Genomic DNA, 12448 nt, shown 5'->3' with positions numbered 1-12448 from the left:
TCGCGATGCCGCATTCGATCGTGATTCGGGATGTACTGGAACGGTTGACGGCGGATGTCGGCCCGATCGATCCGACCGTGGACAAGCTCGATCCGGGAGATCCGGACGCGGCCGTCAAGGGAATCGTCACCGCATTCGCCGCAACCTGGCATGTCGTGGAGAGGGCGATCGCCTTGGGCGCCAACTTGATCGTCTCCCATGAGGGAATCTTTTTCAGCCATCGCGGCAAAGAGGAATGGCTTAAGCACGACCCGGTTTATCGGGAAAAAGCGAAGCTGCTGCAGGACACGGGCATCGCCGTTTTTCGCTATCACGACTACGCGCACCGCCGCCAGCCCGACGGCATTACGGAGGGCTTGATCGAGGCGCTCGGCTGGCAGGCATACGTGGAAAAGCAGCTGCCGGCCGCCGCGATTTTGGAGATTCCGCCGATGCACGCGCAGGAAGCCGCGGAATACGCGAAAACAAGGCTGGGCATTCCGTACGTGCGCGTTGCCGGAGACCTCGCGGCCTTGTGCAAGCGAGTGGGGGTGCTCGTCGGCTACCGGGGCGGAGGCGCGACGGCGATCCCGTTATTCGAGAACGAACGGCTGGATCTGATCGTGGCCGGGGAAGGTCCGGAATGGGAAACGCCGGAATACGTCAGAGACGCGGCGCGGCAAGGACGCGGCAAAGCGCTCGTCATGCTGGGCCACGCGGAAAGCGAAGCGCCCGGCATGAAAGCTTTGGCCGGCCGGCTCGCGGCTGCGTTCCCGGAGCTTCCCGTTCATTTTGTCGAGGATCTCCCCGTATTCCGGATCATTTGATGCCGGCCGCTTTGGCACCGAGCCGCTTCGCCCGATCCAGCCATTTGCGCCTCAATTCCTCGGTCGACGGCTTGACCGGACTCAGCTCGGTGACGCGCACGGGCGAAATTCCGCAAAACTGCAAAATGTTGCGCTTCATAACCTGAATGCCCGCCCGCCTGTAGATCCACCGATTGTACCAGATCGGAGTGTCCATCGTCACGATGAGATGGGCGGACTTTCCGGTCAAAAGCTTATCCCACAGCAGAGAATCCTTCCGGTATTTGAAAGCGAAGCCCGGCAAAAAAACGCGATCGATAAACCCCTTCAAAACGGCGGGCATCGCCCCCCACCATGTCGGATAGACGAATACGAGGTGGTCGGCCCAGCGAATCCATTTTTGCGCTTCGGTCAGTTCTTCCTCCAGCTCCGTTCTTTGCCGATACCCGAAACGCAAATTCGGATCGAAGCGGATTCGGCTCAAATCGATTTTCCGCACCTCGGCCCCGCTGCCGGAGGCCCCTTCCATATAGGCATCGGACAAGGCCGAGCAGAAGCTTTGCGGATCGGGATGTCCGGCGACGACGACAATTTTTGTTTTCATTTGCGCGTTCCTCCTCATGTTTCCCCACTGAATCTTTTGATACAATCATCATAAGGCGCTGGCGAGGCCCGGGCATATGATCGGCAGCGCAAAAAAAGCTGCGATTTCGCGCAAGGAGGAACCGAGGATGACAAACCGGGCAGTCGCCGTTTCCATGCTCTACCCGATTATGAAATCGATCGCGCGCAGGGGATACGACACGAACCGTTTTTGCGAATACGCATCGATCGACCCCGCGATGTTGCAGGATGCGGAGGCGCGCATCGCGGGAGAGGAGCTGGAGCGCATCGTTCGGGCGGCCGCGGAGTATACGCGGGACGAGTTTTTCGGCTTGCGCCAGGGGCAGATGATGGAGTTCGCGGACATGGGCATTCTCGGCTACGTGATGATGCACTCCCGCACGGTAGCCGACGCACTCGCCGCTTACCGGCGGTATAACGACATCTTTTGCAGCGGGTTTAACCTGATCTGCGAGACGCGCGGGGAAGACGCCTATATCCGGCCGGTCCTGCAATACCCGGGAACCTTTTCCCGTCATTGCGTCGAGGATATGGCGAGTTCGGTCTACCAACTGATCGGAAAATTAAGCAACGTGAACGTTCCGCTGCTGGAAGTCCGGTTCGCGCATGAGGCGCCGGCGGATATCGAACCCTACAGGGAGGCGTTCGGGATCGTTCCCGTTTTCGCTGCGGGAGAAGACGTTTTGCGCATGAAAAAAGATCTGCTGAACGTACCGGTGCTGTATTCCGATTCCCGCCTGCTCTCCATTTTCGAAAGCCTGGCGCAGGAAACAAACGGCGATTTGGCCCGCATGAGCCGTTTTTCGGAGCAGGTCGCGCGCTGGATGAAAAAAAGTTTGCCCTTTTCGTTGCCGACTTTGCAGGATACGGCCGAATTTTTCGGCACGAGCGCAAGAACGCTGCAAAACCGGTTAAAAGAAGAAAACACGACCTTTCAGGAATTATCCGTTCAGGTACGGAAGGAACTGGCCGAAGGCTATTTGCGACAAGGCGGGCTTTCCGTCGGCGATATCGCTTACGCACTGCACTTTTCGGAGCCGAGCGCATTTCAAAACGCTTTCAAAAAGTGGACGGGATTGACGCCCGGGCAATACCGCGCAAACGTTCGCAAGCCGGGAGGAAATTCGGAAAAGCCGGTCTATCACGGGCTGCCGCGGCAAGTTGTACGGTGAACAATTTGACGAAAAGCGTCGAATTTGGTTACGATAGGTACGCTCGCATAGCGAACGGAAGCTTCCGTCAAGGAGGATGAAACGGATGAGCATGAAAGCCGACCGAATCAAAAAAACGAAGGCGCCGCAAGCGCCGGCGGGGCTCGAGGGCAGACTGCCGCCGGGCCAGGTGCTGACCGAGCGGTTTCCGATCCTTCACGAAGGCGAAGTGCCGGTTTACGATCTGGAGCGGTGGGATTTGCGCATATTCGGGGAAGTCGCGGAGGCGCGTTCGTTTACCTTCGAGGAGATCCTCGCGCTGCCGAAAACCCGGGTCGTCGCCGATATCCACTGCGTGACCCGCTGGTCCAAGTTCGATACCGAATGGGAAGGCGTGCGATTCCGCGATTTGCTCCGCTTGGCGGACGTCAAGCCGGAAGCGAAGTACGTCATGATTCACGGGGACAACGACTACGAGACGAATTTGCCGCTGGAAGATCTGCTGGGCGACGAAGTGCTGCTCGCCTACCATTTCGACGGCAAACCGCTGACGGACAAGCACGGCTGGCCGCTGCGCCTCGTCGTACCGCACCTGTATTTCTGGAAAAGCGCCAAATGGATTCGCGGTATCGAGTTCATGAAGGAGGACCGCCCGGGCTTCTGGGAACGCAACGGCTTCCACAACTACGCCGATCCGTTCCGGGAGCAGCGTTTCTCCGGCGAGGATCTGGGCATACCGGAAGACGAGTGGGTCGGGAAGGATTTCGATTAATGCGGAAAAAGCGGCTCGGGTAGCGTCTCCCGGGCCGCTAAAATCAAAAGATCCTATCCGCGGGGCAGGGGATTAATTTCGTCCGACGCGTAGCCGAACAACCGCATGCCCTCGCGGCAAGTTTCCGCAATAACCGCGATATCCTTCCCGGATCGCTCGGCGCGGGTGCTGTTCAGATTGACGCCGAGCACGCTTTCGAGCGCCGCGACCGGAACGTCCGCAAGCTCGGACAGCAGCCGGAGCGTGCGCTCCTCGCGGCCCGCAATGTCCTCGTAGCGAACGAGATGGATGCCGCGCGCGGGATCGCAAAGCGAGGCGTATTCCAGCGCCCGGGCGTTCCACGTTTCCCCGAACCGGCGGGCGTCGTCCGACCAATAGGAGGTTTCGCTTTTCCATACGTCAGCCGGATGCCGGACGAGAAGCACGACGACCGCGTTCGGAAAGCACGCCTTCAGCAGCTCGATTTCGGCTTTCCCGTATCGGACTTCCTTGAAGCCGATGCGATCGTGCTTCATGCCCCGGTCGTCATACAGCGTCTTGAGGCACGCCCTGAGCGCCGCGACGACCGCCTCGTCCACGGCGCGTTCGTCCGGCGACATGTTGGCGATCCAGGTGTTCGGATTTTCGCCGCTGGCGAAATAAGCCTCCCTTTCCGCCTTGCCGTGAACCGAAAAATGCTTCGCCAGGACGCCGATTTTGACGAATTCGCTGACGATGCCCCCGTGCTCCCCCAAATCAAGGTGGCGGGGCGGGCATTGAACAAACGCTGGACTAACGTGGATCCGGTTCGAAAAGCGATCGCGGATACGATGACGTCCATTCCCATTCCCCCTTCGCATTCAAAACGCCGTCGACCGGGCGGCCGATATCGTCCCGAATCTCCTTTAACGCCAAAATCAGGTCCGGTTTCGAATGCACGGCCGTACTCCAATTCATCCACTGCAGGCGGCCGAACGAAAGCAAGGCCGCCGGCGCGACGGTTTTAAGCCGCAAATAAACGAGATGCCCCTGCTCAAAAGCGAAACGATCGTCGCGCCCAGCTTCCCGTTGCCGGCCGGAACATCGTTCAGGTAGATTTCGATTTGACGCGCTTTTCCGGCGCTACTCCCGGGTTTTCGAGAGCTCGCCTCGACCATCGGGCGGATGATGTCGGACCACTTGCTTTCCCAGCGCCGCTTGGAAAAAACGCTCGCAACCTCGGCTGCGCGCCGTTTCAGCACGGCCATCTTGACGGGGGCGTTCAGCAGCTCCTCGATCGCCGCGACGAGAGCTTCGTATTCGGCTCGATCAGCAGCCCGTTATAGTCGTGGATGACCAGGTCGGGCAGTCCGCCGATGCGCGTCGCGATGACCGCGTTGCCGCACGCCATCGCCTCCAGGCAAGAAAGGCTCGTGCCTTCGCTGAACAGCGTCGGAATCAGCGCGATGTCGGCCTGCCGGTAGGCGCTTGCCATCTCCTCGAGCGGCAATGAATAAAGCCGGATCCGGTTTCCCCATTTGCGGATTTTTTCCTCCACGTGAACCGTGTCGGCCGCGTCCCCGTTGCCGACGAAATGGAAGTCGACGGACGGGTACTTTTCCAGAATCCGATCGACCGCATCCAGCGTCATATACAAGCCGCGCGGTTTGTACAGCCGCCGCGGGTACAAGATGACCGTGCGGTCGCGGGGTTCGAGAAAGCCTTTCCGAGGCGAGAACGCTTCGGCGTCGACGTAGTTCGGAATGACTTTGATTTTCCGGCCCAGCTCGTAATCGATCGTTTGAAACCAGTTGGCCGAATTGGTGTCGACGGAGACAAGCTCGCCGCAGATCCGGGCACCTTCGATGAAGCGCCGGTTAATTTCCCAGAACGCGCTGCCGTCTTTGTACTTCGCAGCAGGATTATCCCAGCTGACGCCGTGAATGATGCCGATGCTGGGCGTAGCCGTTCCGTGCGGCCAGGCGTTGAAATAAGCGGAATAGACGGCCAAAAGGGCGCGTTCGGCGGTTTGCTCCCGAAACAGCCGGTTGAACATTTTAACGGAGGAGAAGGTGAATTCCCTCGCGTGCTGGCCTCCTCTGGACAACGACACGACATCGATATTGCGAATCCGCCGCACCCAAGGATAATTTCCGTATTGGTAAATGACGAAGCCGAGACCCATTCGCTCGCACAATCGGCCCAGATCGATCAAATACCGCTCAGCGCCGCCGGAGTAAAACCGTTCCCCCTCGAAATCGAGAAACGTCGTCGCCATGACCGCCACTTTTCCCGCCGGATCGTAGTTGGCATAGGCTTTCCAGGCGTTCGCCGCCGCCGTCAATCGTTCTTCCACCTTCTCGAGACGCTTCGCCCACGTCTGTTCCCGGGCGAAGCGAACGGCTTCCGTTTTCGCCAGGCGGGCGGTTTCCTCCTTCAGGCAGTGGTCGAGTTCGGCCAAAAAAGCGTTCGCTCCGCTCGCGATGCGCATCCATGGGGAAGCGTAAGGGGTCATTTCCGCGATCGGGGCGGATACGACCGGCAGTCCCGAAGCGGCATATTCGAAAAATTTGACGGGCGACACGCGGTCGGTCACCTCGTTCACGAGGAAAGGGATGACGGCGGCATGGAAATAACGGGCGTAAAGCATGATTTGCTTGTACATTTTGAAGCCCATGAGATGAATATTGCTTTGCGCGAGCTTTCCGGGATCGATCCCGATTTTGCCGATCAGGACAAACTGCCAGTCGGGCCGTTTTTGCGCCAGCTTGGCGATAAGCTTCGCGTCGAACCACGGTTCGATCGCGCCGAAATACCCGATGATCGGGGAGCCCGATGCCAGAATCGGTTTCAAATCGTCCGGGGCTTCGGCCGGAACGTCCGCGAAATCTTCAAGCCGCGCCGCGTTCGGCAAGTAAAGGGCATCCGCCCTGCTTTCCGCGTAGGAAAGGAGCTTGCGCGCGGAATAAGTCACGACGTCGGCTCTTTGCAGCAATTCCCGGTGCTTTTGCAGCATGCCTTCGTCATATTGGGAGAAAAACGTCAAATCGTCCAGAATGTCGTACCAGACGGTTCGATGGGGAAACAGCTCGCCCAGCGCCATTTGCATGATCCACGTGCACAGAACGATGACCGATTGGCTTCGGAGAGCGGAAAGCAGCTCGGCTTCCCCCCGGCGCAGCACATACAGATTCGGCTCGATTTGACGCGCTTCGAAAGGTTCCTTGGAGCTTTCGCAGAAAAAGCAGAGATACCCCCTGGCGGCCATTTCCCGGAGCAAATGCTGCGGCCGTTGCTGCGGTTCCCAATCGACGGCTTCCGGGTAAACGACGATCGCCTTGTATGTGTTTTCCCCCAATATTTTCATCAGCGTCAGCGCCGTCGTCTCCGGCGGTCTCGCAAGCAACGTCCTGTAATAGTGTTGACGGCTTAAATAATTTGTCGCAAAATCCGTTCGTTCAGCGGTCAACTTCGCAACCTCCCCATCGGCTCCGGCATTTTTCGCGCGCGCGAGTCTGCTTCAGTTTATGTGAACAGGCGTTTTCCCATATGGTCGTTTGTCCACGGCGGCAGCCAATTGTGCGCTTGCGGATGGGTTGTTTCCTCATCTTCGGATAGACGAGTTGCCATCGTACAATCATCCACATAACCTGCTACGGAAATCGACTTGGGAGGAGTGAGTTTCGGTTGACAATTGACAAAGCTTGCAAAAAGCCTAAACCGAAGAAGAAAAAACGGGTCATTCACGGGCGGGTGAAGTCGTTTCGTTCCTTCTTTCTTAAAGCGCTGCGCGCGCTGAGAAAGAAATTTCATCATCTCGCGTTCAAGGTCGACGCGTTTCGGGATCAGGTGGAGTCGCTTCAGGCAAAAGAGGGACAGATCGCCGCGCTCGCGACGCAAGTCGGCGCGCTGACGACGCAGGTCGGATCGTTGAATACGCAGGTCGGGACGCTGACTTCGCAAGTCGGCACGCTTCAATCCCAGGTTGGCTCGCTGGGCCAACAAGTCGGCGCGCTGAACAATCAGTCCGGCAGCCTCGCCCAAAGGGTCGGGGCGCTCGAAGCCCGGAACGCGTCGCTCGCTTCGGAAATCGGCGCGCTGCAATCCCAAAACGGGACGCTTTCATCGCAAATCGCAACGCTTGGCTCCCAGTATTCGTCGCTTGCGTCGGAAATCGGAACGCTCGGTACGCAGCTCGGCACGGCCAATGCGGCCATCCAGCAAATCCAGGCTGTCGTCGGTGCCATTACCGAGGAATACGCGGGGTTGTCCGCGACGCTGCAGGGCCGGGTCGGCACGACCATTACGGTCGATACGGACGCCGGTTCGGTGTCAGGCACGCTCGTCGCGGTCGGAACGAATTATGTGCAAATTCAGGAGCCGACGGGCGACATCGTATTTATCCTTTTTGAAAATATCAATTTTATCGCTTGACGCGGGAGGTGCGAACAATTGGATTTTGAAACGGCGATCGCGCAATATATCGGCCGGAGCGTCGAGGTGTTCATGACGAATGATTTTATCCAAGGCACGCTTCTGGGAGTCGGCAACGGGGTATTGACGGTAAATGCGGTCAGTTCCAGTTATTCGTCGATCACGGGCCCGGTCAGCATCCTGATCCAAAACACGGAGTTCGTGCGCGTGCTGGCCTAATCGTCCGGCCGCTCCCGAAGAAGCGTTTCGCGCATCCATGCCTTCCATGCCGGGTAGTTCGCCTTGTTTCGCTGGGTTACGCTGGATAGCCGGATCCGTCTGTTATACAGGGCCTGGGGAATCCGGAGCAAAGGTCGCTCCTGCATGACGCGGGCAAGCATCTGCAAATCTTCGTACAATCGGCCGTCGAACGGATCCGTCACCAGCCATCCTCCCAGCCGTCTCAGCAATGCGATGCGAAAAGCTCTCGGCGCGAGCGGAAAGGGCTGTTCCAGCAGCCGCCAGGCGTCGAGAGGCTCCGCAATGCTTCGGGTTCCGGCGTAGACCAGTCGTTTGCCGGACAGTTCCCGCCATTCGACGCAGTCGGCGTAGATGGCGCCCGCCCGGTCGTCGTCCCGGGCGCGAGCCGCAATGGCGGAGGCGCAATCCGGCGCCAGCCAGTCGTCCGCGTCGAGTTCCATCAGCCATTGGCCTCTGGCGGCCGATAAAGCCGAATTCAAGGCGGCGCGCCTTGCCGCGGTTGCGTTCGATTCGTAGCACGCGCACACGCGAATCCATAAGCAGCGGATGTTCGTCAAGTATCCGCCGCGTGCGGTCGGTCGAGCCGTCGTCCGCTACGATCAGTTCCCAATCGCGAAAGGTCTGGACGCGCACGCTGCGTACGGCCCAAAGCAGAACGTCCGCGTTATTGTACGTGCAGAGGACGATCGACAGCAAGGGCCGCTCGTTCTCGAGAGGCGATGTATTCGTTCCTGAAAGCAGAGGCTTCAGCTCGCGCCATTCCCGCGCGGTCTTGTGCCAGCCCAAATTTCGCCGCGGCTTCGGAAGAAAGCCGTCGGCGGGCACCGTTTTCCACGTATGAAATGGGTCGAGCCGCAGTTTTTTTTCCAGCAGTACGTACCGCTCGAAAGGCAGCAGGTCCGGCTCGGCGAATCCCCCGGACGAACGGACCGCTTCCGTGCGCCAAACGATCGGAGCGCTCGGTTCTTCCGCCGGATTCGGCTTCCGCGCGGCTAGAAGCGCGACGATTCCGGCGTCCTTCGGGCCGAGCGAAGGCAGCGATCGCGCAACGAGCTCGAAAAATTCGGGCTGCACGGCATCTCCGGCCGTAAACGTCGCGAAAAAGGGTTCGGCGTAATCCGTAAGCACGCGGTTCATCGTCGCCGCCGCGCCGGCAGCGACCCGGACGAAGCGGCAGCCGGCGCAAGCGGCCGCGATGCCGTCCTCCGTTCGCTGCGCGAGCTTGCCGTCCGCGGCGTCCAATATGAATACGAGCATCGAAACCTCCGGCGCAAATAGAGTGTACGGCTTTTATACGATATGTTCGAGCGGCGAAAAACGTCATCGTTTTCCGAAAGGTTGGGGCAAATGAGCGTGGTGATCTATCCGCCGACGCTGGATTGGCATTGGATGAAGCAGCGTCCGCAGCAGCTGATGCGGCGGTTGGCGGCGGCCGGGCATACCGTTTATTTCTGCAACCGGACGCAAGCGGCCCGTCCCGTTCAGACGGTCGAGCCCGATTTGCATGTCGTTCACGATCATGAACGTTGGTTATCGGAACAATGGCCGGCCATCCGCCGTTCCGCTCGCGGGAAGATCGGCGTCTGGTGCAGCCTTCCGTTTCGGGTTCGCGAAGCCACGCGGGATTACGCGCCCGACTGGCTCGTTTACGATTGCGCGGACGAGATGGCCGAATGGCTGCGTTACGAAAAAGAAGCGGTCGCGGCGGCGGATGCCGTCGTCTGCTCGTCCGCGCGGCTTAAGGAGCGGCTTGCGCGCAGCTATCCGGACAAGCGGATCGAGCTCGTCCGCAACGGGTACGATCGGGCGATGAACTTGCACGCAGGCCCGCCGGGCGCAGAAGCGGACCCCGCGGTATCGGAGCCGGGGAAGCGGCGCATCGGTTACATCGGCGCGTGGGCGCCGTGGATCGACGTGCCGCTCGTGCGCGAGCTGGCTCGTCTTCCGGATGCCGAAGTCGTTGCGGTCGGCCCGGAATTCGGACGGAAATACGGGCCGACGGCCGGCTCCGTCCGGTTCGTCGGGCTAAAGCCGCACGAGGAGCTGCCCGGCTATATCCGGAGCTTTTCCGTTTGCGTCATCCCGTTTCGCGTTACGCCGCTTACGCTTGCGGTGAATCCGGTCAAAGCCTACGAATATTTGGCGGCCGGAAAGCCGGTCGTGTCCGCCGCTTTGCCGGAATGCGGACTGATGGCGCCGCACGTCGACATTGCGCCCGACCGGCCGTCATTCGTCCAAGCGGTATCGAGGCGGCTCGAATCGCCGGGAGACGGCGAAGAGCGCAGGCGATTCGCGCTGGCCAATTCGTGGGAACGCAGGGGAGCGGCTATCGCGGCGCTGATCGGCGAGCTCGAGAGCCGTTGACGATCTCGCCGCTAATCCATCTAGCGGTCAGGAGGAGGGATTCGTTTGGGCAAAGGCGCAACCGTTTGGCTGACCGGCTTGTCCGGCGCGGGCAAAACGACGATTTGCCGGCTCGTCGAGCGGAAGCTTTCCGAAGCGGGCGTTCCGGTGGAACGCCTGGACGGAGATGAAGTCCGGAGCCGGCTGTGTCCGGATCTCGGCTTTTCCCGGGAAGACCGGATTCGGAACATCGAGCGCGTATCCTACGTCGCCAAGCTGCTGACGCGCCACGGCGTCGTGGTGCTGGCTTCGTTCATTTCGCCTTATCGTTCGATGCGGGCTTTTTTGCGCAGCGAAATCGACCCTTTCGTTGAAGTTTATGTCAAATGCCCGCTCGAGGAGTGCATTCGGCGGGACGTAAAAGGATTGTACCGGAAGGCGCTGGCCGGAAGCATCCCGGCGTTCACCGGGATTTCGGATCCGTACGAGGAGCCGGACCGTCCGGAGTTGGTCCTCGATACCGAACACGAGACGGCGGAGGAGAGCGCGGCGAAAACGATCGAATATTTGAAGGAGCGGGGATACGTTTCCGTTTGAACGTGACATTTCGGCGCGAATCTTGAACAAACCCGATTTTTCCTACTAGCCGGCATGATTTGCAGGAATCGCCTTCCAACAGCGAAAAAAAACGACCTGCAGCGTTTTCGCTGCCGGTCTTCTTTGCAAGGCGGGATGCCGAGGCTTAGGATCCGATCCTTGCGAACAAAAACATGCGGATGCCTTTTCATGAACGGCCTCCTCCCAATCGGAAAATCGCGGCTTTGCCGGCCGATTCCCCGAATACGTTGCGGGTATCGTAAATGAGCGACGCGCGTTTCATCATCCGTGCTGCGGGAATACAGGAATGATCGGTCAGCACGACGACGCAATCTGAGGACTCCAGGCTATCGTCGGTCAGCGGAACGCTCTCCATGCGCTCCTCTTCAATCCGAATCGAAGGGACATAGGGATCGTGATACCGGACGTCGGCGCCCGTTTTTTTCAGCAGCTTCAAAATTTCCAGCGCCCCGGAATCCCGGACGTCGTTCGTATTGCGCTTATAAGCGACTCCGTATATAAGAATGCTGGAGTCGCTTATTGGCTTCAGCGGAGACAGCCTGGCTTGAATTTGTTCGACGATATAAGCGGGCATACGGTGATTGACTGATCTGGACAAACCGATGAAGCCCGTATCCATGCCGCGCTGCTGGACGGCCCATTGCAGGTAAATGGGATCTACCGGAATGCAGTGGCCGCCTATCCCCGGACCCGGATAAAAGGCCGAGAAGCCGAACGGCTTCGTCTTTGCCGCGTCGATAATTTCCCAAACGTCAACCTTCAGTTGGTCGCAAATCATGGCCAGTTCGTTGATGAAAGAAATGTTGACGAACCGGTAGGCGTTTTCAAGCAGCTTGGTCATTTCGGCGGCTTCCGTCGTCGATACGGCGATCACGTCGGCAAACACGGATCCGTAAAGTTCGCGTACTTTTTCCAGGCAGGGCTTGGTGACACCGCTCACGATTTTGGGGATATTTTGCAGCGAATGCGTTCGGTTGCCCGGATCGACCCGCTCGGGAGAGTATCCCAAATAAAAATCTTTGCCGGCCGCAAGCCCCGATTCCTCGAGTACCGGAAGCAAGGCTTTCCTTGTCGTTCCCGGGTAAGTCGAACTTTCCAGAACGACAAGCTGCCCGCTCCGGAGCCTGTCTTTCAATTTCCTCGCGGCCTCCATCAAATAGCTCAAATCCGGTTCGTGCCGTTCGTCCAGCGGGGTGGGAACGCAAATAACGACGGCTTCGGCCCCGGCCAGCGCATCGTAATCGGCGGCGATTACAAAGCCCCGATCCAACGCGGAGCGAACGGTCTCGTCCGTCAGATCGGGCAGATAGCTTTCTCCCCGCTTCAGCATTTCGATTTTGCGGGGATCCCTGTCAATGCCGATAACCCTGTACCCCTTCTCCAGAAACAGAAGGGCCAGCGGAAGGCCGACATAACCAAGCCCGATGACGGATAGGGTTATGTTTCGCGTATTCATAACATTCCACCTCTACTAATGTCTGCCCTTGCCCGATCATGATAATGTATGAAAACCCGCAATGGTT

General features: G+C 59.0%; 14 protein-coding genes and 1 pseudogene. 8 read left to right on the top strand and 7 right to left on the bottom strand.

All coding sequences use genetic code 11. The features are described from left to right. Nucleotides 1-5 precede the first annotated feature (5 nt). Nucleotides 6-806 (top strand): Nif3-like dinuclear metal center hexameric protein, encoded by an 801-nt coding sequence (locus JW799_RS26400; RefSeq protein ID WP_205432507.1) that lies wholly within the window; start codon nucleotides 6-8, stop codon nucleotides 804-806. Here JW799_RS26400 and JW799_RS26395 read toward each other — a convergent pair. Continuing rightward, nucleotides 799-1389 carry an NAD(P)H-dependent oxidoreductase gene (locus JW799_RS26395; RefSeq protein ID WP_205432504.1) on the bottom strand — a complete coding sequence of 197 codons (591 nt, stop codon included), beginning with the start codon at nucleotides 1387-1389 and terminating at the stop codon, nucleotides 799-801. The genes JW799_RS26400 and JW799_RS26395 overlap by 8 nt on opposite strands. Nucleotides 1390-1516: 127 nt before the next feature. Between JW799_RS26395 and JW799_RS26390 the strand changes: the two genes are divergently transcribed. Together JW799_RS26390 and JW799_RS26385 are read left to right on the top strand one after the other, a co-directional pair. After that, nucleotides 1517-2581, top strand: coding sequence for an AraC family transcriptional regulator (locus JW799_RS26390; protein WP_205432502.1), 1065 nt, complete (start codon nucleotides 1517-1519; stop codon nucleotides 2579-2581). Nucleotides 2582-2666: 85 nt separating this feature from the next. After that, nucleotides 2667-3332: a sulfite oxidase-like oxidoreductase gene (locus JW799_RS26385; RefSeq protein WP_080837812.1), complete on the top strand. Its 666-nt coding sequence runs from the start codon at nucleotides 2667-2669 to the stop codon at nucleotides 3330-3332. Nucleotides 3333-3385: 53 nt separating this feature from the next. Here JW799_RS26385 and JW799_RS26380 read toward each other — a convergent pair whose 3' ends face one another. The 3 genes from JW799_RS26380 to JW799_RS26370 all read right to left on the bottom strand — a co-directional run bounded on the left by JW799_RS26380 (nucleotide 3386) and on the right by JW799_RS26370 (nucleotide 6759). Further along, nucleotides 3386-4066 carry a sulfotransferase gene (locus tag JW799_RS26380; protein ID WP_205432500.1) on the bottom strand — a complete coding sequence of 227 codons (681 nt, stop codon included), beginning with the start codon at nucleotides 4064-4066 and terminating at the stop codon, nucleotides 3386-3388. Between the two features lie 37 nt (nucleotides 4067-4103). Continuing rightward, on the bottom strand, nucleotides 4104-4325 hold the full coding sequence (locus JW799_RS26375; protein ID WP_205432498.1) for a hypothetical protein: 222 nt from the start codon (nucleotides 4323-4325) through the stop codon (nucleotides 4104-4106). A 247-nt stretch (nucleotides 4326-4572) separates the two neighbouring features. Next, the gene (locus JW799_RS26370; RefSeq protein WP_205432496.1) at nucleotides 4573-6759 is read right to left on the bottom strand and encodes a glycosyltransferase; all 2187 of its coding nucleotides are present in this window, start codon (nucleotides 6757-6759) and stop codon (nucleotides 4573-4575) included. 218 nt (nucleotides 6760-6977) lie between these two features. Between JW799_RS26370 and JW799_RS26365 the strand changes: the two genes are divergently transcribed. Both JW799_RS26365 and JW799_RS26360 read left to right on the top strand, forming a co-directional pair. After that, entirely contained in the window at nucleotides 6978-7724 is a 747-nt protein-coding gene (locus tag JW799_RS26365) for a DUF2642 domain-containing protein (RefSeq protein ID WP_205432493.1), read from the top strand. 18 nt (nucleotides 7725-7742) lie between these two features. Continuing rightward, nucleotides 7743-7943: a hypothetical protein gene (locus tag JW799_RS26360; protein ID WP_205432491.1), complete on the top strand. Its 201-nt coding sequence runs from the start codon at nucleotides 7743-7745 to the stop codon at nucleotides 7941-7943. Here JW799_RS26360 and JW799_RS29050 read toward each other — a convergent pair. Together JW799_RS29050 and JW799_RS30350 are read right to left on the bottom strand one after the other, a co-directional pair. Then, nucleotides 7940-8512: a glycosyltransferase gene (locus tag JW799_RS29050; RefSeq protein ID WP_420830697.1), complete on the bottom strand. Its 573-nt coding sequence runs from the start codon at nucleotides 8510-8512 to the stop codon at nucleotides 7940-7942. The genes JW799_RS26360 and JW799_RS29050 overlap by 4 nt on opposite strands. A 1-nt stretch (nucleotide 8513) precedes the next feature. Beyond that, nucleotides 8514-8597, bottom strand: a pseudogene (locus JW799_RS30350) (glycosyltransferase); the annotation flags it as partial. A gap of 304 nt (nucleotides 8598-8901) precedes the next feature. Between JW799_RS30350 and JW799_RS29045 the strand changes: the two are divergent. The 3 genes from JW799_RS29045 to cysC all read left to right on the top strand — a co-directional run bounded on the left by JW799_RS29045 (nucleotide 8902) and on the right by cysC (nucleotide 10904). Next, nucleotides 8902-9081, top strand: a complete 180-nt coding sequence (locus JW799_RS29045) for a hypothetical protein (RefSeq protein ID WP_240353415.1) — start codon at nucleotides 8902-8904, stop codon at nucleotides 9079-9081. 230 nt (nucleotides 9082-9311) lie between these two features. Then, complete coding sequence (locus JW799_RS26350) at nucleotides 9312-10328, top strand: glycosyltransferase (protein WP_205432487.1); 1017 nt, start codon at nucleotides 9312-9314, stop codon at nucleotides 10326-10328. A gap of 45 nt (nucleotides 10329-10373) precedes the next feature. Next, nucleotides 10374-10904 (top strand): adenylyl-sulfate kinase, encoded by a 531-nt coding sequence (gene cysC / locus JW799_RS26345; protein WP_205432485.1) that lies wholly within the window; start codon nucleotides 10374-10376, stop codon nucleotides 10902-10904. Nucleotides 10905-11091: 187 nt separating this feature from the next. On the opposite strand, the gene JW799_RS26340 is transcribed toward cysC, so the two are convergent. Then, nucleotides 11092-12381, bottom strand: coding sequence for a nucleotide sugar dehydrogenase (locus JW799_RS26340; RefSeq protein ID WP_080837833.1), 1290 nt, complete (start codon nucleotides 12379-12381; stop codon nucleotides 11092-11094). Nucleotides 12382-12448: the final 67 nt, after the last annotated feature.

Source organism: Cohnella algarum (assembly GCF_016937515.1).
GTDB classification, from domain to species: Bacteria; Bacillota; Bacilli; order Paenibacillales; family Paenibacillaceae; genus Cohnella; species Cohnella algarum.
The sequence above is the reverse complement of the archived record's forward strand: the minus strand, read 5'-3'. Positions and strand labels throughout refer to the sequence as shown.

Coding starts and splice junctions, on each gene's coding strand:
- JW799_RS26390 (WP_205432502.1), top strand. CDS start 1,517: ATGACAAACCGGGCAGTCGCCGTTTCCATGCTCTACCCGATTATGAAA.
- JW799_RS26350 (WP_205432487.1), top strand. CDS start 9,312: ATGAGCGTGGTGATCTATCCGCCGACGCTGGATTGGCATTGGATGAAG.
- JW799_RS26385 (WP_080837812.1), top strand. CDS start 2,667: ATGAGCATGAAAGCCGACCGAATCAAAAAAACGAAGGCGCCGCAAGCG.
- JW799_RS26395 (WP_205432504.1), bottom strand. CDS start 1,389: ATGAAAACAAAAATTGTCGTCGTCGCCGGACATCCCGATCCGCAAAGC.
- JW799_RS26340 (WP_080837833.1), bottom strand. CDS start 12,381: ATGAATACGCGAAACATAACCCTATCCGTCATCGGGCTTGGTTATGTC.
- JW799_RS26400 (WP_205432507.1), top strand. CDS start 6: ATGCCGCATTCGATCGTGATTCGGGATGTACTGGAACGGTTGACGGCG.